The following is an 18,198-nucleotide window of genomic DNA, read 5'->3' as shown; positions in this document are numbered from 1 at the left end:
TGCGGAACGGGCCCCCGGGAGCGAGCCGGTGCCCGGGCCCGGGCGGAGGGGTCAGCGCGTTCCCCACGTGACGGCGGTGGCGGGGCCGACCCGGTTCCCACCGGGCTCCCACTCCACCCGGCCCCCGCCGTCGACCTTGACGAGCTTCCACTCGGTGTCGGCCTCCAGCGCGACGGCTCCGGACCAGGTGCCGTCGCCCCCGTCCGCCAGGGCGGCCCCGTCAGCGGGGTTCCACGAGCCGAGTCCGGGGGTCTCGCCGACGACGCGCACCACCTGGCCCGGCCGGGTGTCGACCGTCGCGGTGAGGGTCCCGCCGGGTTCTCCCGGGTCGGTGCCGCCGCAGCCGTCGGGGTCGTCGCACTCCCCGCCGACGTGGAGGGCCACGGCGCCGTCCGCGGGCACCCGTGCGGTGACGCGGCCGCCGGCGACGGTGACGGAGCCCTCGCCCGCGGCGTTGTCGTAGGTCCCGTCGGGCAGGCCGGTCGCGGCGTTCAGGTCCCAGGGCCGGCCGGAGGCGTTGAAGGCGGCGAATCCGCTGCCGCCCCGGTCGAAGGCCACCCGGGACGAGCCGTCCCGCGCCCTCTCGGCCAGCGGGGCGTCGCCGACCGCGCTGCGGAAGGCCGCCATGCCGGCGACGGCGCCGTCGCGGTGCTCGCAGACCCAGTCGGCGGAGGCGCAGTCGGCGTCCTCGGTGATCCATCCGGCGGGGTTGCCCTCCACCGTCCCGACGCTGGGCGGTCCCTCGGTCTCGTTGTCGCCGAAGGCGTAGCTCGACATCACCACGGGGGTGCCGTAGGGGTGGGCGAGCATGAAGGCCGTGGCGAGGTGGTAGCGGTCGCCGTCCTTGTGGGTGAGCGTGGGCTCGTAGCGCTGGGTGTCGTGGTTGTCGATGAACACGACGGCCTGGTCGGAGGAGAGCCCCCCGTACTCGGGCATCGCGGTCAGCCCGGCGATGTCGCCCCCGGCGAACCTCCGGGACACGTCGCGCTTGTAGTCGAAGTTGGTGACCTGGCCGTAGGGCGTGTAGGCGGTGTAGGGGATCGTGGCGTCGCCGTAGACCTCGTGGTAGACGCGCGGCCGCCCGCCGAACCCGGGGACCTCGTCCAGACCGCCGAAGATCGCGCCGATGTCCTCCTCGGGGACGTGCTTGGAGGCGTCCACCCGGAAGCCGGCCACGCCGAGGCCGACCAGTCCGTTGAGGTAGCGGGTGATCTGGGCCCGGACGTGGGGGCTGCCCGTGTCGAGGTCGGCCAGGCCCAGGAGCTGGCAGTTCTGGATCTCCGCCTTGTTCCCCCAGTCCGCGATGTCCTCGCGGCAGGGGCTGAAGTCGCCGTCCCCGAAGGCGGCGGAGCCGTCGCCGAACAGGTCGGGGTGGTCGTACTTGGCCCACCGCGTCCCGTTGCTGCCGGTCCCGGACCCGTCACCGGTCATGTGGTTGACGATCGCGTCGGCGTAGATCCTCACGCCGCTGTCGCGGCAGGTGGAGACCATCGCGGCGAACTCCTCGGCGGTGCCGCGGCGGGTGTTGCCGATGCTGTACGAGGTGGGCTGGTAGTCCTGCCACCAGGGGTGGTTCCCTCCCTCGGCGAAGGGGATGACGACGTGCTCCTGGGGCGGGGAGACCTGGACGGCGCCGAAGCCGTTCGGTCCGAGGAAGTCCTCGCACTCGGCGGCGACGGCGTCCCAGCTCCACTGGAACAGGTGGACGACGGTCTCACCGCTGTCCGCCTCCGCGGCGGGGGCAGGCGCGGCCTGGACCGGCGGGGGGTCGATCGGGCCGGGGGCGGCCAGCAGGCCGGCTCCCAGCAGGACCGCCGCGGCTGCTGCGCCGGGGCCTCGTGTACTCATGTGCGCTCCTTGGGGGGTGCGCGGCGGGGCCGTCGAGCCCTGCCGCCATGCCCTTGCAGTATTTGCAAGTTCTTGCATGGGAGTGACGAAGCTAACAGAACGACCCGCCCTTGTGAACAGCTGGTTTCGACCGAACCCCTCCCCTCACCCAGAGCGACGATCTCCGCACTGACGTGCGACGACGAGGCCGATGACGTGCGGCGACCACTGTCGTCACCACCCTGCCCCGCACCGTGAGCTGGACGGATGCGGCACCGTCCGCGTGCGGACGACGACAGAAAAATTCTGCAAGGTTACCGAAAGACACGCACAAAAAACCGGTGGCGGTGCGGATCGCGGGATCCGTACCGCCACCGGCTCCCCCCGGACGGCCTGCGGGAGCCGCCCCTGGAGGTTCTGCGCGGGAAGGCGCTACCAGAAGACGGCCACGCCGATGTTGACGACGGCGAGCACGCCCGCGACGATCGCGAGGTTCCTGGCGGGCTTGCGCAGGTTCAGGACGCCCAGCACCACGACGGCGAGGGCGACGACCAGCTTGACGGCGATCTTGACGTGGTCCAGCTCGGAGAGGTCGGCCATCTCGGCGACCCCCACGAGGAGCAGTCCGGTGACGAACTGGAGCAGCGAGCTGTGCAGCAGGACCTTGGGCGCCTTGGCGTTGTCGGTCATGAGCTGCATGAGGAAGCCCGCGATGATGCCGGCCAGGCCGAGCATGTGGAGGAAGACGAGCGCGGAGTAGAGGATGTCCATGGCCATACACTACTACGAGCCGTAGTTTTAGATTCCGGTTTGATGACACACCGACGTAACAAAACCGGCGCCCGGCCTCCCCCTCGGCTCACCCCCTGCGCAGAACCCCCCTCCGCCGCCACATCAGCCAGGCCAGCCCCACCACCAGGGCCGCCCCCACCGACCTGAGCAGCCACTCCCGGCCGACGTACTCCGAGACCCGGGACATCGCCGTCACCTCGGTGACGACCACCGTGTTGCTGGCGCACGCGGCCGGGTCCGCGTCGCGGTCGAGCAGCAGGCAGGCCGTACTCATCACCCTCTTGTCGGGCACGGCCCCCTCCGCCACCCGGGCCCGCACCGTGTACACGGCCTCCTCCCCCGCCGGGACCTCCACCCGCCAGTTCACGATGCCCTGGTCGGCCGACCCCCCGCCGTCGACCTCCAGGACCTCCAGCTCCTCCGGGAAGTGCTGGGCGAGCAGCGCGCCCCGGACCGGGTCGCCGTCGCTGTTGGCCACGGTCGTGCGCAGGGTGACCTCCTCGCCCGGGTTGGCCGGCTCGTCGCCCACCACCACCGACAGCCCCACCAGGGGCATCCGCCCCTCCTCCCCGGGGGCCGACCCGGGCAGCCCCCGGGGGTTCTCCTCCGCGGACGCGGGCGCGGCGGCCAGGCCGACCGCCACCAGCCCCGCCGCGAACGCGCCTCCCCATCCGGACACCGTGCTCCGACTGCTTCCCCGAACGAGCCGAGCCATCCCGTGCCTCCTGTGTGTTCGCGATCCGACAGCACTAGACAACTACGGGTGACCATCGGAACGCGTGCGGTGACACGCCCCGGGCGGGCGGTCTCCTTCCCGTCCCGGGTCGGAAGGGGCGTCTTAGCCCGTTCCGGGTGCGCCCGGGCGGAACCCGGCCGCGGGACGGGGCATCCTCCCGATGCCCCGGAGCGGCTCTTAGGACGATCGTGGACACCAGGACGGCGGGACACGGGGTCCGCGCCGACGGGGAGAGGACACACGATGTTCCACAGTGAACTGCTCGCTGCCAACGCCCGGATGATGACGGAGCAGCGCGTCCGCGAGATGGCCGACGTCCGCGCCGCGCTGAGCGCCCGGGCCGAGCTGCGCGCCCGGCGCCGGGAGGAGCGCCGCCGGGGCGGCCTCCTCCGCGCCCGCCGGCGCTACGGCCGGGCGGCCTGACCGTGGGGTCCCCGGACCCGTCGGCCACCGCTCCCGCCCCTGCGGCCCCGGGTCCTCCCGGGGCCGCCGCCCTTTCCCGGCGGGCCCCGCACGGCGGCACGGGGCCCGCCGGCTGCGGAACGCGGGACGAGTCCCCCGGGCGGACGGCGCCGGTGGTCCCGTCCGGGCGAAAACCCCTGGAAGAGTCACCTGCGCTCGACATAATGGGCGATATGCCCCTACTTGCCGATATCAGTACCGTCTTCGTCGGCCGTGAGCCCGAGCTCCGGCTCCTCCGAGACCACGCCGCGCGCTGCCACGGCGAGGCGTCGGGCATGGTCCTGGTCGGCGGCGACGCGGGCGTCGGCAAGAGCCGCCTGGTCGGCGAGTTCGTCTCGGCCCTCCCCCCGGGGACGGTGTTCACGGGCGGCTGCCTCCAGCTCGGCGTGGACGGCCTGTCCTACGCGCCCTTCACGGCGGTCCTGCGCCAGCTGCTGCGCGAACGCGGGCGGGCCGCCTTCGAGGCCGCGGCGCCCGGGGGCCTCGGCGAGTTCGCCCGCCTCCTCCCCGAGCTGGGCGACGTGCCGGTCCAGCGCCCGGAGAACCGCGGCATCCTCTTCGAGCAGGTCCTGCGCCTGCTCGACCGCGCGGCGGAGGGCGGCGGGGTCACCGTCGTCCTGGAGGACCTGCACTGGTCGGACCACGCCACCCGCGACCTCCTCGTCTTCCTGGTCCGCAACCTCGACCTCCCCGGCGTCCAGATCATCGCCACCTACCGCAGCGACGACCTCCACCGCAGCCACCCCCTCCGCCGCCTCCTCCCCGAACTCCAGCGCGCGCCGGGCGTCGAGCCGCTGCGGCTGGGGCCGCTCAGCCGCGCCGAGGTCGGGGCCCAGGCCGCCGCGATACGGGGCTCCGCCCTCACGCCCCACGAGACGGACGAGCTGTACCGGCGCACCGAGGGGGTGCCCCTGTTCGTCGAGGCGCTGGCCTCGGCGGCGGTCGACCGGTCCGGCGAGGGGCCGGAGGTGCCCGACCAGTTCCGCGACCTGCTCCTGGAACCGCTCCACCGCTTGGACGCCACCGCCCTGTCGGTCCTGCGGGTGGCCTCGGTCGGCGCCGTGTCGGGCCTCGTCGAGCACGAGATGCTCCACCACGCGGCCGGACTCCCCGAGCGGGAGCTGGAGGCCGCCCTGCACACCCTGGTCGACTCCAACGTGCTGCGCGCGGACCGGACCGGCTACCGGTTCCGGCACGCCCTCCTGCGCGACGCCGTGCACGAGGAGATCCTCCCCGGCCCCCACGCCCGGCTGCACATGCGCTTCGCCCAGCTCATCGACGAGTACCCCGACTCCGTCCCGTCCGACCGCCGCGCCGCCGAGCAGGCGCACCACTACAACGCCGCCCAGGAGCTGCCCAGCGCCCTCCAGGCGTCCTGGTGGGCGGCGGTGCGCGCCGGCGACACCCTCGCCTACGGCGAGGAGCTGGCCATGCTCGAACGCGTCCTGGCCCTGTGGGACCGGGTCCCGGACGCCCGTGAGCGGGTGCAGGGCAGGAGCTGGGCGGAGGTGGTCGGCCTGGCCGCCGGCGCCGCGGTGGAGGCGGGACGCCACCGGCGCGCCGTCGAACTCGCCGACGAGGCCCTGGCCTCCCTGCCCGAGGACGGCGACGGCGACGCGACGCGGGCCGTGCGGGCGCAGCTGCTGCGCCGCCGGGGCATGGCGCGCTCCCAGGAGGCCCGCGGCGGGGGCATCGCGGACCTGACCCGGGCCCTGGAGCTCCATCCGCCCCACATGCCCGGGTACGCCCTGCTGCTGTCCATCCTCGCCCGGGAGACCGCGCTCCACAGGATCGACCGGGAGGAGGGCCCCGACCGGGTGCGCCTGCGCGAGCTGGAGCGGGCCGGGTGGACCTCCCGGGGCCTGGCCGAGAAGGCCCTCGCCCTGGCCGACCCGTCCCGGTCCTGCGACATGAGCGCGGCGGCCGACGCGCGCATCACCCTGGGCGGCCTCCACATGCAGGCGGGGGACCTGGAACGGGGGCGCCCGCTCATCGAGGCGGGCATCCGCCACGGCGCGGCGACCTCGGACCCCTCCCTGGAGGCGCGCGGAGCGGGCAACCTCGCGCACTTCCTCCGGGAGCTGGGCCACCACACGGAGGGGCTGGCGGTCCTGGAGGAGTCCCTGGCCCGCCACGAGGCGATGGGCTGGGCCTCGGTCCACAAGACGTTCAACCACCAGAACCGGGCCGAGATCCACTTCGAGCTGGGCAACCTGGCCGAGGCCAGGAGGATCGTCGAGCCGATCCTGCGCAACAGCTCCGCGAACACGCACCACACCTACATCGACGCGGTGCTGGCGCGGGCCGCGGCGGCGCAGGGGGACCTGGCCGCGGCCCGCCGGGCGGCGTCGGCGGCGGAGCGGGAGCGGGCGCTGACCGGCTCCCGGATGAACATCGTGCAGCTGGCCGTGCTGGCGCAGCTGGAGACCGACCTGGTCGAGGGCTCCGTCGGCGCGGCGCTCTCCCTGTCGGAGAGCGCGCTGGACCGGATGGCGCTGGAGGCGGCGCACGGGTACACGTGGCCGCTGGCGGACGTGATGTCCGAGGCCGTGCGCCGGGCCACCGCCCCCGGTCCGGGCTCCGTGACCGGCCGCCCGGCGGAGACGGTCGCGCTGGCTCGCCGGGTGGGCGCCCTGGTGGCCGGGGTGGTGTCTTCGATGCCGTCCCACGGAACCGCCCAGGAGGCCTACCGGGAGTCCGTGCGGGCCCGTCTCGGGGAGGCGGACGGCGCGGAGCCCGGGGAGGTCCTGGAGCGGTGGTCGTCCGCGGTGGCGGCGTGGGAGGCCACGCCGATGCGGCTGCACCTGGCCGCGGCACGGCTGCGCGCGGCCGGGGCGGCGGTGGCGGCCGGGGACCGCCCGCGGGCGGCGTGCCTGGTGCGTGGGGCGCACGGGGCGGCCGAGGCCTGCGGCGCGGTGCCGCTGGCCAACGCCTCCGCGGACCTGGCGCGGAGGATGGGGGTCGCGCTGGGGGACGGCGGCGCCCCGCCCGCCGCCCCGTCGGGTCTGACCGCGCGGGAGAGCGAGGTGGCGCGGCTGCTGGCGGCGGGCGGCACGAACGCGCAGATCGCCGGTGAGCTGTTCATCTCGGCCAAGACCGCGAGCGTGCACGTGTCCAACATCCTGGCCAAGCTGGGCGTGCCCAACCGCACCGCCGCCGGGGCACGGCTGCGCGAACTCGGCCTGGGCTGACGCCGTCCCCGGCGGCGGCCGGACCGGTCCCGGCCGTGTCCCGCGGGGCTGCGCGGGCCCGCGTCCGCCGGGCCGGTCCGCGCGCGGGGGCCGGTGTGGCGAAGGGCGCGTGCGTCGTTGGCCCCCGGTCCCCCGCCACAGGTCATAATGCGTGTGCGGGGGGCTGTCCGGGCAGGCTGGTTGGCGTGTGCGGAAATACCCCGGAAATATCCGCACGGCACACTGGCCCTGGGACACCGTGCCCGGCCCGGCTCCGCAGGCAGCGGACCGGCGCCGGACCGACCGGCAGCGAGGAAGGTTGATCGTGAATCGACAGCAGGAATTCGTGCTCCGCACGTTGGAGGAGCGCGACATCCGGTTCGTGAGGCTGTGGTTCACCGACGTGCTCGGGTACCTCAAGTCCGTGGCGATCTCCCCCGCCGAACTGGAGGCCGCCTTCTCCGAGGGCATCGGCTTCGACGGCTCGGCGATCGAGGGGTTCGCCCGCGTCTACGAGGCCGACATGCTGGCCCAGCCCGACCCGTCCACGTTCCAGGTCCTGCCCTGGCGCAACGAGCCCCACGGCACCGCGCGGATGTACTGCGACATCCTGATGCCGGACGGCTCCCCGTCGCCGGCGGACCCGCGCCACGTGCTCAAGAGACAGCTCGGCAAGGCCTCCGACCTGGGGTTCACGTTCTACACGCACCCCGAGATCGAGTTCTACCTGCTGAAGAAGATGCCCGAGATGGGCGAGTTCCCCGAGCCGAACGACTCGGGCGGCTACTTCGACCACACCCCGCACAACAGCGCGCACGACTTCCGGCGCAACGCCATCAACATGCTGGAGGCCATGGGCATCTCCGTGGAGTTCAGCCACCACGAGGGCGGTCCCGGGCAGCAGGAGATCGACCTGCGGTACGCGGACGCGCTGACCACGGCCGACAACATCATGACCTTCCGGCTCGTGATGAAGGAGGTGGCGCTGGAGCAGGGCGTCTACGCGACGTTCATGCCCAAGCCGTTCACCGAGTACCCGGGTTCGGGCATGCACACCCACCTGTCGCTGTTCGAGGGCGACCGCAACGCCTTCTACGAGCCCGGGGCGGACTTCCAGCTGTCCAAGGTGGGCCGCGGGTTCATAGCGGGCCTGCTGCGTCACGCCGACGAGATCACCGCGGTCACCAATCAGTGGGTCAACTCCTACAAGCGCCTGTGGGACGACCCCGCGGCCTCCGCCGGGATGGGCGGCGAGGCCCCGGCGTACATCTGCTGGGGCCACAACAACCGCTCGGCCCTGGTGCGCGTGCCCATGTACAAGCCCGGCAAGTCGAACTCCAGCCGGATCGAGATCCGCTCGCTGGACACCTCCTGCAACCCCTACCTGGCCTACGCCGTCATCCTGGCCGCCGGGCTGAAGGGCATCGAGGAGGGCTACGAGCTGCCCCCGGGCGCGGAGGACGACGTCTGGGCGCTGACCGACGCCGAGCGCCGCGCGCTGGGCATCCGGCCGCTGCCCCAGAGCCTGGACGAGGCGCTGCGGATCATGGAGAACAGCGAACTGGTCGCCGAGACCCTGGGCGAGCACGTGTTCGACTTCTTCCTGCGCAACAAGAAGGCCGAGTGGAACTCCTACCGGCGGCAGGTCACGCCGTACGAGCTCCAGCGGTACCTGCCGACGCTCTAGGTGTAACGACCACGGAGGTCGGTGACACCCGCCCCTCCCGTCACAGGCGAAGAGGGCCTCCGGCACCGGTGTGGACGGCGACATCCGCCACCGGACCGGAAGGCCCTCGGCGCCCCGCGCCACCCACGCCGACGCCCGCCCCGTGGACGACGCCGACCGGCGGGTGCCCGCGCGCGCCCCGGCGGACCCGGACCCGTGGGACGCCGGGGCGGGCCCTGCCCGGCGCCGGGTCACCCCAGGCCGAGTTCGCGGGCGCGCACCGCCGCCGCGTTGCGGTTGGACACCCCCAGCTTGGCCATCATGTTCGTCACGTGCACGCTCACCGTCTTCGCCGAGATGAACAGCGCCTCGCCGATCTCCCGGTTCGTGCGCCCCTTGGCGACCTCGGCCAGCACCTCCGCCTCACGCGGCGTGAGACCGGCGGGCCGCCCGCCCCCGCGAGGGGCGGCGGTGGCGGACGCCCCCGCTCCCCCGCCGGGGGGCGACCCGTCGGTGAGGGCCGGGGGGACCGGGGCGGCCCCGACCGCGGCGGGCCGCCCGGGGTCGGGCAGCCCGTGGCGCAGGAACAGCCGCTGCGCCTGGCGCGCGAACAGCCACAGCCCGTACCGGCGGGCGAGGCGCCCGGCGACGGCGAGGTGGGCGCCCGCCCGTCCCCGGTCGCCGGCCCGCAGGGCGGCCCGTGCGGCGACCAGCCGGATGCGCCCCTCGGTGAGCACGTCCTCCCGGTCACCGGCCAGGGAGACCGCGGCCTCCGCCTCGGCCAGCGCCTCCCCGGGGTCCTCACCGATCTGGGCCATGACCTGGTGGCGCAACAGGAGGAGTCCCGGGTGCCGGGTGCCGTGCGGGAACCCGTCGAAGACCTCCCGGAGCCCTGAGGCGAGGACGCGGACCTCCCCCTCCCGGCCCGGTTCCCCGCGCAGGAGGTCGACGGTGTCGCCCACCGGGGACAGGCCGAGCACGTACAGCTCGTCGGAGAAGGGGGAGGGGTGGTCCTCGCCGCGGCCGAGCTGGGCCGTGGCCAGGTCGAAGGCCTCGCCGTAGCGCCCCTCCTCCGCCGCCACCTGCATGTCCGTGAAGCGGAGGGGAAGGTACTCGGAGGGCGAGCTGCTGTGCTCGGGCAGCAGCCTCCGGAAGTCCTCCATCGCCTCCCGGACCCCGCGCAGGTCCCACCGGTGGTGGGCGAGGTTCATCCGGAGGGTGCGGGCCCGCGCCATGAACACGGTGTCGCCGGTGATCATCCCCAGCCGCTCCTCGGCCTCCGCGAAACGGCCCTGGTGGGCGAGCCTGACCGCGATCCCCAGGTGGAAGGGGTCGCTCTGCGTCCGGGCCACGCCGAGTTCCGCGCAGCGGCGCAGCCCTTCCTCGACGACCCGGCCGTGCTCCTCCCCCCTGCCGATCCGCTGGAACGCGCCGCCCAGGTTGTTCAGGCCGCGCAGTTCCACTTCGGCGAAGCCCGACTCCCGGGCGAGGGAGATGCCGTCGGCCAGCATCCGCAGCCCGGCCTCGTGCTCCTCCGTGGAGGACAGGGTGCCGAGGGTGACGAGGAGGTCCGCCTCGCTGTAGCGGTCGCCGGCGGCGCGGGCCTGTTCCAGTCCGCGGAGCGCGCTGCGCCTGGCCTGCGCGTGGTGGTTGCGCATCATCAGGGTGGCGGCCAGGGTCGAGCCGACCGCGGCAGCGAGCGGATGGCCGTGGGGCAGGACGACGATGGCGTCCGCGAGGTCCTCGAGCGCGCCGTCCCTGCCCATCTCCTTGAGCGCGTGGGCCCGGGCGTGCCGGAGCCCGGCGATCAGCTCCGCGTTCCCGGGCGGCGGACCGCCCGGCTCGTGGTACCCGGTGACGCCCAGTTCGCGCAGCCCGTCGGTGGCGTGGTCGACGGCGCGGCGCGGGTGCCCGGCGTCCAGGGAGGCGCGGGAGGCACGGCGCAGCACCTCGCCGCGCGGCTTCCCGACCCTGGAGGCGGCGTCGGGGACCAGGTCCCACAGTTCCAGGACGCGTTCGAGCAGGGCCAGGTGCTCGGGGTGGGCGGCGGCGCTCGACGCGTGGCCGGCGGCCCGCCAGGCGGCGGTCAGGGCGAGGGGCTGGTCGCGGGCGGCGTGGGCGTGGTGGGCGAGCTGGACGGCGGTGTCGGCGGCGGACATGCCCGGCACCCCCTGCGCGAGGGCCTCGGCGTAGCGGCGGTGGGCCCGGACGCGCTCGCCGGGCAGCAGGTCCGTGTGGACGGCCTCCGCGAGGAGGGCGTGCCGGAAGGCGTAGCCGTCGTCGGTGGCGCGCAGCACCCGGGCGTCGGCGGCGCGGCGCAGTGCGTCGTCGAGCTGCTCCTCGGTGAGCCCGGACCTGAGGGCGACGGCGGCCAGGAGGGGGTGGTCGACCCGGTCCCCCGCGGTGGCGGCCAGGCCGAGGACGCGCCGGGTGGTGTCGGGCAGGCGTTCGACGGTGGCGAGGAGGAGGCCGCGGGGTCCCTCCGGGATGGGGCCTCCGGTGGGGTCCTGGCTGTGGAGGAACGACTCCACGAACAGGGGGTTGCCGCCGGTGCGCTCGAGGAGGAGGTCGAGGGCGGCGGGGTCGAGTGCCCCGCCGCGGAGCGCGGACGCCTGGGCGGCGACCGCGTCGCGGTCGAGCGGGTCGACGTCGAGGCGGCCGACGCGGGGCAGGCGCTCGAGTTCGGGGAGGAGCCCGCGCAGGGGGTGGGTGCGGTGGATGTCGTCGGTGCGCACGCTGACCAGCAGGTGGACGGGGACGTCGCCGAGGTTGCGCAGGAGGAACACGAGCAGGTCGCGCGTGGAGGCGTCCGCCCAGTGCAGGTCCTCCACGACGACCAGGAGTCCGCCCGGGCGGGAGCGCTCCTCCAGGAAGGTGAGGACGGACTCGAAGAGGCGGGCGCGGCCGTCGTCCGCCCCCTCGGGCGCCCGGCCGAGTTCGGGGAGGAGCCGGGCCAGTTCACGGCTGTGGGCGGCGGAGGGCGGCGCGCCCTCCTCCCGGGCGAGGTGGCGCAGCAGAGTGGTGAAGGGGGCGAACGGGACGCCGTCGGCGCCGAGTTCGAGGCAGCCGCCGACCGCTGTGCGGCCCGCGTCCGCGCGTGCCAGGTACTCCTCGATGAGCCGGGACTTGCCGACCCCGGCCTCGCCGCACACGAGCGTCGCGCGGGCGCCGTGCGTCCGGACGCGGCGCCCGTCCCCGGCGAGGCGGGCGAGCAGGCGGTCGCGTCCGACGAGGACGGGGGAGGGGCCGTGGGACTGCATGCCGTTCAGTATGTCGGTTTCGCGGTGGGTCGCCCAGTGGCGGCGCATCCGGGCCGACGGCCGCCCGGCGCCGTGCCCCGGGAGGGCGGCGCCGGAACCGGGGCCGCCCTCCCGGGGGTCAGGCCGCGCCCTGCCACAGGTCGGGGCCGAAGACCTCGTAGCGGATCCGGCGTGCGGGCACCCCGGCGTCGAGCAGCTGCGCGCGCACGTCGCGCATGAACGGCAGGGGGCCGCACAGGTAGACCTCGGCGCCCTCGGGGACCCCGACCCCGGACAGGTCCATGCGCCCGTCGCCGCCGTTCCCGTACCAGGTCCGGAGGTCCGCCCCGGGGAGCGCGCCGACCAGCGCGGCGGTCTCGTCGCGGTGCGCGTGCTCCGCGGGCCCGCGGTCGGCGTGCAGGACGAGGACCCGGCGGGCGCTGCGCTGTTCGGCGAGCCGGTGGAGCATGGCGACCATCGGGGTGCAGCCGATCCCGGCGGAGACCAGCAGGAGGGGGTGGTCGCCCCCGGACAGGGCGACGTCGCCCGCGGGGGCGGACACCATGAGGGTGTCGCCGGCGCAGGCGGTGTCGTGCAGCAGGGTGGAGACCTCCCCGGCGGGGTTCTCGCCGGCGCGCAGCCGCTTGACGGTGATCCGGCGGCGCCTGCCGTCCCAGCCGCTCAGGGAGTACTGGCGGGCCTGGTGCACGCCGTCGGGCATGCGCACCCGGACGCTGACGTACTGGCCGGGCAGGAAGTCGGGGACCGGGTCGCCGAAGCCGGGTTCGAGGGTGAGGGAGACGGTGTCGGGCGTCTGCTCGCGGCGTTCGGCCACCCGCCAGGGGCGCCAGACGTCGCGTCCGGCGCACCCGGCCGCGGCGTACAGGCGGGCCTCCAGGGCGGTGAGCGCCCCGGCCATGAGCCAGTACACCTCGTCCCAGGCGGAGACGACCTCCGGGGTGGCGGCGTCGCCGAGGGTGTGGGCGATGGCGCCGAAGAGGTACTTGTGCACGACCGCGTACTGGTCCTCGGTGACCCCGAGGGAGACGTGCTTGTGGGCGATGCGGGAGAGGAGGGCGTCGGGGCGTTCGTCCGGGTGGTCGAGGAGCGCGGTGGCGAAGGCGGCGATCGACCCGGCCAGGGCCCGGCGCTGCTCGCCGGAGGCCTGGTTGCCCCGGTTGAACAGGCCGTCGAGGAGTTCGGGGCGGTCCCCGAGCATCGTCTCGTAGAACCGGGCCGTGATGGTGTCCAGCGACCGGGCGACGACGGGGATGGTGGCCCGGACCGTGGCCGCGGACTCGGTGGAGAGCATGTGCCGTCCTCCTTCGCCGGGAGGCGTGGAACCCTCCCGGATCAGATAATTGGTATCTGAAATGCACATTAAATCCGTCCATGGAGAGCCCGTCCCCGGGGTCCTCCTCCGGGGCCCCGCCGCAGCCCGGGAGGACGCGTCGCCGCAGGCGCGAGGGGGCGGGAGCGGCACGAGGGGCCCCGGCGCCAGGGCCGTGCGGCCGTGCCTGCCGGGACCTCGGACCCCTCCGGCCGGGGGCGGAGGTCGCGTCCCGGTCCCGGCGGCGTACCGGGGGCGCCCGCGCGGAGACCTTCGCCACACGCGGCACGGGAGCCGGGACCGGTGGCGGGAGGGCAGCACGGTGCGGGCGGGACCGGAGCACCCCCTGTATCCATGAAACCGCGGACGGGCGGCCTCCGCCAGGGGCTGTGGACGGCCGGCCCGCCCCGGGCGCGCGGGAGCGCACGCGGCCCGCCCGGGCCGGGGTCAGGCGGAGGGCCCGGCCGCCTGTTCCGGGCGCAGCAGGGAGAGCGCGTCCCGGGTCGGCGGCGCCACCAGCGCCTCCACGGTGACGGCGTCGAGGGAGGAGTAGAACGCCTCGCGCGCGTCGCGCAGGGCGCCGCGCAGGCGGCAGGCCGCGCGCAGGGGGCAGGGCGGGTCGTCCTCGCAGCCGGCGAGGTCTCCCCCGCCCTCCAGGGCGCGCACGATCGACCCGACCGGGGTCCGCCGCCCCTCCTCCGTCAGGCGCAGCCCGCCGTTGCGGCCGCGCCGCGTCTCCACGATCCCCATGCCGGACAGGCGGGCCACGGCCTTGGCCATGTGCGTGTACGGCACGGCGAGCATGCCGGCGGCGGTCCTCGTGGTGAGGAGCTCGCCGTCCCCCGCCACCGCGAGCCGCATGACCAGTCGCAGGGAGACGTCGGTGAAGGCGGTCAGGCGCATGCCCCCAACGTAGGCGACCGGCCCCGCCCCGCGCGTCGGCCGGCGTCCCCGGCCCCGCCGGCACGGGCCGGGTGTGCGGGGTTCCCTCCCGGCGCCGTCCTCAGCTCGCCCCGGCGTCCCCGCCCCGCGGGGCGTCCGCCTCCTGGTGGCGGCCGGCCTCGCGGGGCATCCAGACCAGGACCACCACCAGTCCGACCAGGCCGAAGCACAGGGAGATCGTCGCGGCGGTGTGCAGCCCCGTCATGAACGCCTCCTTGGCGGGGCCGACCAGCGCACGGCCGGCCTCGCCCGCGCCGCGGGCGAGCGCCAGGGTGCCCTCGATCGACTCCCCCGCCGCGCGCAGCTCACCGGGGTCCGGCCGGTCGCCGCCCTCCTCCTGCGCGAACCGGTCGAGGCTCCCGGTGATCCCCGCCCGGTAGCGGAAGGAGATGACCGCCCCCAGGATCGCGACCCCCATCGCGGTCGCGACCTGGCGGACCGTGTTCTGCACGGCGGAGGCCGCCCCGGCCTTGCCCGGCGGGACCGACGACATGATCGCGTCCGTGGCGGGTGTCAGCACGACCGCCATCGACCCCGACTGGAGGAGGAAGAAGCCGATGATCAGCGGGAGCGGCGTGTCCGGTTCCAGCTGCGTGAAGAAGACGAAGCTCGAGCACACCCCGAGCACCCCGCAGGCGGCGACCACGCGCGGCCCCGCCCGGCGCACCAGGGTCGGGCTGAGCGGCGCCATGACCATCTGCCCCACGGCCGCGGGCAGCACCAGCAGGCCCGCGGCGAAGGGCGAGAACTCCCGGACGCTCTGCCAGTAGAAGCTCAGGAAGAAGATGATCCCCGACATGCTGAAGAACATCACCATGATGGTGGCGATGGAGACGCTGAACCGGGGGTCGCGGAAGAAGCGCACGTCCAGGGACGGGTCCTCGGTCCGGGACTCGTGCACCAGGAACAGCGCGAGCACGGCCACGCCTCCGGCCAGCGCGCCCCACACGTCCCAGTCCGCGAGCGAGGCCCGCTCCCCCGCGGTGATGATGCCGTAGATCAGGAGCACCAGGCCGGGGACGGACAGCAGCACGCCGAGGACGTCGGGCCGCCCCGGGTCCGCGTCCCTCGACTCCGGGATCAGGAAGAACACCAGTGCCAGTCCGAGAACGACGAAGGGCACGTTGATCAGGAAGATCGATCCCCACCAGAAGTTCTCCAGGAGCAGTCCGCCCGCCGAGGGGCCGATCGCCATCGCGAGTCCGACCGAGCCCGCCCAGATCCCGATGGCGCGTCCGCGCTGCTCGGGCGGGAACACGTTCGTGATGACCGACAGGGTCTGCGGCGTCACCATCGACGCGCCGAGCCCCATGGCGGCACGGGCGAGGATGAGCTGCTCGGGGCTCTGCGAGTAGGCCGACAGGGCCGACGCCGCCCCGAAGACGGTGAGGCCGGCCACGATCATGCGGCGCCGCCCCACGCGGTCGCCGATCACGCCGAAGGCGAAGAGCAGCCCCGCGAAGACCAGCGTGTAGGAGTTGATCGCCCAGGCCAGCTGCGACTGGCTGGCCCCCAGACCCGCCTCCGGGTCGGAGAGCACGCGCAGCGCCACGTTGAGGATCGTGTTGTCCGCGACGATCACCAGGAGGCAGATGACCAGGACCGCCAGCCCGCCCCATCTTCGCCGGTATGCCGTCTGTGCGTCCACGCGCCACCTCCGCTGCCGGGACCCCGATGGGCGGTTCGGGCCGTGGCACCCGTCGCGGCCGACGGTGTCCCGCCCGGTGGCGCAACCGGTATGACGGCTCACCCCCGCAGGCCCTTCCGCAACAAGAGGTACAGGGAATGAGCAGGCGGCGCAATCCGGTTGTATCCCGCGAGGAGACGCGTGTCGCAGGCATGCGATGATGCTTCCGTGTGGCGGCAGGAACCGGTTCCGCACCGTCGGCCACGGCGGTCGGAAGCCCTCCGGGACACCGGCGCCGCACCGCCCGGCCCCCTCCACGAGGGCCGCACCGGGGCCCCACGGCCCTCACGCGCGCGAGCGCGGACCATCATTCGTCCACATGTCCGGGGACACCCGCCGAGGTGCTTCGAGACGACGGAGGAAGAACACGCCATGACCATCACAGCCAACACCCCGCCCGCGGGCAACTCCCTGTACGGCGGCGTCACCAGCCGCCGCGTCACCGTCCGCGACCTGGCCTCCGCCAAGGTCCGCGGCGAGCGCTGGCCCATGCTGACCGCCTACGACGCCCTCACCGCCCGGGTCTTCGACGAGGCCGGGATCCCGGTGCTGCTCGTCGGCGACTCGGCCGCGAACGTCGTCTACGGCTACGACACGACCGTCCCGGTCACCGTGGACGAACTGGTCCCCCTGACCGCCGCCGTGTCCCGTTCGACCCGGCGGGCACTGGTGGTCGCCGACCTGCCGTTCGGCTCCTACCAGTCCTCCCCCCAGCAGGCGCTGGAGTCGGCGTCGCGGTTCATGAAGGAGGGGCGGGCCCAGGCGGTGAAGCTGGAGGGCGGCCGCGCGGTCGCACCCCAGGTGGAACTGCTGGTGTCCGCCGGGATCCCGGTGATGGCGCACCTGGGCCTGACCCCGCAGTCGGTCAACACGCTGGGCGGGTACAGGGTCCAGGGCCGCGGCGAGGCCGCCGCCGGGCTGCTCAAGGACGCCAAGGAGATGGAGCGCTCGGGGGCGTTCGCGGTCGTCCTGGAGTGCGTGCCCGCCGAGGTGGCCGCGCAGGTCACCGAGCAGCTCTCCATCCCGACCGTCGGCATCGGCGCGGGTCCGTCCACCGACGCCCAGGTGCTGGTGTGGCAGGACATGGCCGGGCTGAGCCCGAAGGTGGCGAAGTTCGTCAAGACCTACGCCAACCTGCACGAGACGCTGCGCGACGCGGCCTCGGCCTACGCGGACGAGGTCGTCAGCGGGGCCTTCCCGGAGGAGCGCCACTCCTACGCGAGCTGAGCGGGGAGCGCAGGACCGGCGTCCCGGTAGGGACGACGGCCGCCGGCCGGGGTGCGTGCGCCCCGGCCGGCGGTCCCCCGTACGGGGCGCGGCGGTGATCCGCGCGGCCGGCGCGGCCCCGGTGACCACCGCCACCAGGGCTTTCGCCGCCCGCCGGATAGCATGCGTTCCTGAACGGACTTCTCGGATACAGGGGTACGCACCATGACAGAACACACCGCACCCACCGTCAGCGTGGAGTGGCTCTCCGACCACCTGGACGACAAGGGCCTCGTCGTCGTCGACTCCACCACCCTCCTGTCCGTTCCCGACGAGGGCCCCTACACGGTGGAGTCGGGCCGGCCGGGCTTCGAGGCCGAGCACATCCCGGGCGCCCTCTTCGCCGACCTGACCACCGACTTCGCGGACACCGGGGCCCCCGCGCCGTGGACCGTGCCGCCCTCGGAGAAGTTCGCGGTCAGCGCGGGCGCACTGGGGATCGGGCCCGGCCGCACGGTCGTGGTCTACGACCGGAGCACCGGGTTCTGGGCGACCCGCCTCTGGTGGCAGCTGCGCCTGGAGGGCTTCGACGGCGCGGTGGTCCTCGACGGCGGGCTGCGCGCCTGGAAGGCCGCCGGCCTGCCGGTCACGGACGAGCCCACCCCCACCCCGATCCCCATGGCCTTCCAGGCCGAGCGGCGCCCCGAGCTGCTGCGCTCCACCGAGGAGGTGGCCGCGGCCGTCGACGACCGGAGGACGGTGCTGGTCAACGTGCTCGACCCGGAGACCTACAGGGGCGACAAGCACACCTACGCGCGCGACGGCCACATCCCCGGCAGCGTCAACCTGCCGGTCGGCGAGGTCCTCGACCCGGAGACCGGCAGGCTCAGGCCGGTGGAGGAGCTGCGCGCCCTCTTCGACGGCGCGGGCCTCCTCGACCCCGGGGTCACCCCGGTCACGTACTGCGGCGGGGGCATCGCGGCCACGGGGGTCGCGCACGCGCTCGCGCTCGTCGGCCGCGAGGACGTCGCCGTCTACGACGGCTCGATGACCGCGTGGGCCGCCGACCCGTCCCTGCCGCTGGTCACCGGCGACTCCCCCCGCTGACCGCCCCCGCCGCCGGCCGGGGCCGTCCCGGGGC

The 18,198-nt window shown here is 74.6% G+C and carries 12 protein-coding genes; 5 read left to right on the top strand and 7 right to left on the bottom strand.

Going from position 1 to position 18,198, the window contains the following annotated elements:
- Positions 1-51: 51 nt before the first annotated feature.
- From OUQ99_RS08285 to OUQ99_RS08275, 3 genes are all read right to left on the bottom strand, one after another.
- A complete protein-coding gene (locus OUQ99_RS08285) occupies positions 52-1,848 on the bottom strand; it encodes a carbohydrate-binding module family 20 domain-containing protein (RefSeq protein ID WP_267948843.1) in 1,797 nt (598 codons plus the stop codon).
- 411 nt (positions 1,849-2,259) lie between these two features.
- Positions 2,260-2,598, bottom strand: coding sequence for a hypothetical protein (locus OUQ99_RS08280; protein WP_267948842.1), 339 nt, complete (start codon positions 2,596-2,598; stop codon positions 2,260-2,262).
- Positions 2,599-2,686: 88 nt separating this feature from the next.
- The gene (locus tag OUQ99_RS08275; protein ID WP_267948841.1) at positions 2,687-3,334 is read right to left on the bottom strand and encodes a hypothetical protein; all 648 of its coding nucleotides are present in this window, start codon (positions 3,332-3,334) and stop codon (positions 2,687-2,689) included.
- Positions 3,335-3,598: 264 nt separating this feature from the next.
- On the opposite strand from OUQ99_RS08275, the gene OUQ99_RS08270 reads away from it, so the two are divergent.
- The 3 genes from OUQ99_RS08270 (at position 3,599) to OUQ99_RS08260 (ending at position 8,674) form a co-directional block, all read left to right on the top strand.
- Complete coding sequence (locus OUQ99_RS08270) at positions 3,599-3,778, top strand: hypothetical protein (protein ID WP_267948840.1); 180 nt, start codon at positions 3,599-3,601, stop codon at positions 3,776-3,778.
- 212 nt (positions 3,779-3,990) lie between these two features.
- Positions 3,991-7,008 carry a helix-turn-helix transcriptional regulator gene (locus OUQ99_RS08265; protein WP_267948839.1) on the top strand — a complete coding sequence of 1,006 codons (3,018 nt, stop codon included), beginning with the start codon at positions 3,991-3,993 and terminating at the stop codon, positions 7,006-7,008.
- 304 nt (positions 7,009-7,312) lie between these two features.
- Entirely contained in the window at positions 7,313-8,674 is a 1,362-nt protein-coding gene (locus OUQ99_RS08260; protein WP_267948838.1) for a glutamine synthetase family protein, read from the top strand.
- Positions 8,675-8,904: 230 nt separating this feature from the next.
- Here the strand turns inward: OUQ99_RS08260 and OUQ99_RS08255 are convergent, their stop codons facing one another.
- From OUQ99_RS08255 to OUQ99_RS08240, 4 genes are all read right to left on the bottom strand, one after another.
- Positions 8,905-11,913: a helix-turn-helix transcriptional regulator gene (locus OUQ99_RS08255; protein ID WP_267948837.1), complete on the bottom strand. Its 3,009-nt coding sequence runs from the start codon at positions 11,911-11,913 to the stop codon at positions 8,905-8,907.
- A 118-nt stretch (positions 11,914-12,031) separates the two neighbouring features.
- Positions 12,032-13,204: a globin domain-containing protein gene (locus tag OUQ99_RS08250; protein ID WP_267948836.1), complete on the bottom strand. Its 1,173-nt coding sequence runs from the start codon at positions 13,202-13,204 to the stop codon at positions 12,032-12,034.
- A gap of 465 nt (positions 13,205-13,669) precedes the next feature.
- Entirely contained in the window at positions 13,670-14,125 is a 456-nt protein-coding gene (locus tag OUQ99_RS08245; RefSeq protein WP_267948835.1) for an RrF2 family transcriptional regulator, read from the bottom strand.
- Positions 14,126-14,225: 100 nt separating this feature from the next.
- Positions 14,226-15,812 (bottom strand): MFS transporter, encoded by a 1,587-nt coding sequence (locus OUQ99_RS08240; protein ID WP_267948834.1) that lies wholly within the window; start codon positions 15,810-15,812, stop codon positions 14,226-14,228.
- Positions 15,813-16,223: 411 nt separating this feature from the next.
- Between OUQ99_RS08240 and panB the strand changes: the two genes are divergently transcribed.
- Together panB and OUQ99_RS08230 are read left to right on the top strand one after the other, a co-directional pair.
- A complete protein-coding gene (panB, locus tag OUQ99_RS08235; RefSeq protein WP_267948833.1) occupies positions 16,224-17,078 on the top strand; it encodes a 3-methyl-2-oxobutanoate hydroxymethyltransferase in 855 nt (284 codons plus the stop codon).
- A gap of 204 nt (positions 17,079-17,282) precedes the next feature.
- A complete protein-coding gene (locus tag OUQ99_RS08230) occupies positions 17,283-18,164 on the top strand; it encodes a sulfurtransferase (RefSeq protein ID WP_267948832.1) in 882 nt (293 codons plus the stop codon).
- Positions 18,165-18,198 lie beyond the last annotated feature (34 nt).

It is taken from the genome of Streptomonospora nanhaiensis (genome assembly GCF_026642255.1).
Lineage (GTDB): Bacteria > Actinomycetota > Actinomycetes > Streptosporangiales > Streptosporangiaceae > Nocardiopsis > Nocardiopsis tropica.
This window is presented reverse-complemented; position numbering and strand designations above follow the sequence as displayed.

What these genes read in the sequence shown, in the direction of transcription:
- panB (WP_267948833.1), top strand. Translation starts at nt 16,224, where the DNA reads ATGACCATCACAGCCAACACCCCGCCCGCGGGCAACTCCCTGTACGGC.
- OUQ99_RS08250 (WP_267948836.1), bottom strand. Translation starts at nt 13,204, where the DNA reads ATGCTCTCCACCGAGTCCGCGGCCACGGTCCGGGCCACCATCCCCGTC.
- OUQ99_RS08270 (WP_267948840.1), top strand. Translation starts at nt 3,599, where the DNA reads ATGTTCCACAGTGAACTGCTCGCTGCCAACGCCCGGATGATGACGGAG.
- OUQ99_RS08265 (WP_267948839.1), top strand. Translation starts at nt 3,991, where the DNA reads ATGCCCCTACTTGCCGATATCAGTACCGTCTTCGTCGGCCGTGAGCCC.
- OUQ99_RS08230 (WP_267948832.1), top strand. Translation starts at nt 17,283, where the DNA reads ATGACAGAACACACCGCACCCACCGTCAGCGTGGAGTGGCTCTCCGAC.
- OUQ99_RS08245 (WP_267948835.1), bottom strand. Translation starts at nt 14,125, where the DNA reads ATGCGCCTGACCGCCTTCACCGACGTCTCCCTGCGACTGGTCATGCGG.
- OUQ99_RS08255 (WP_267948837.1), bottom strand. Translation starts at nt 11,913, where the DNA reads ATGCAGTCCCACGGCCCCTCCCCCGTCCTCGTCGGACGCGACCGCCTG.
- OUQ99_RS08280 (WP_267948842.1), bottom strand. Translation starts at nt 2,598, where the DNA reads ATGGACATCCTCTACTCCGCGCTCGTCTTCCTCCACATGCTCGGCCTG.
- OUQ99_RS08275 (WP_267948841.1), bottom strand. Translation starts at nt 3,334, where the DNA reads ATGGCTCGGCTCGTTCGGGGAAGCAGTCGGAGCACGGTGTCCGGATGG.
- OUQ99_RS08285 (WP_267948843.1), bottom strand. Translation starts at nt 1,848, where the DNA reads ATGAGTACACGAGGCCCCGGCGCAGCAGCCGCGGCGGTCCTGCTGGGA.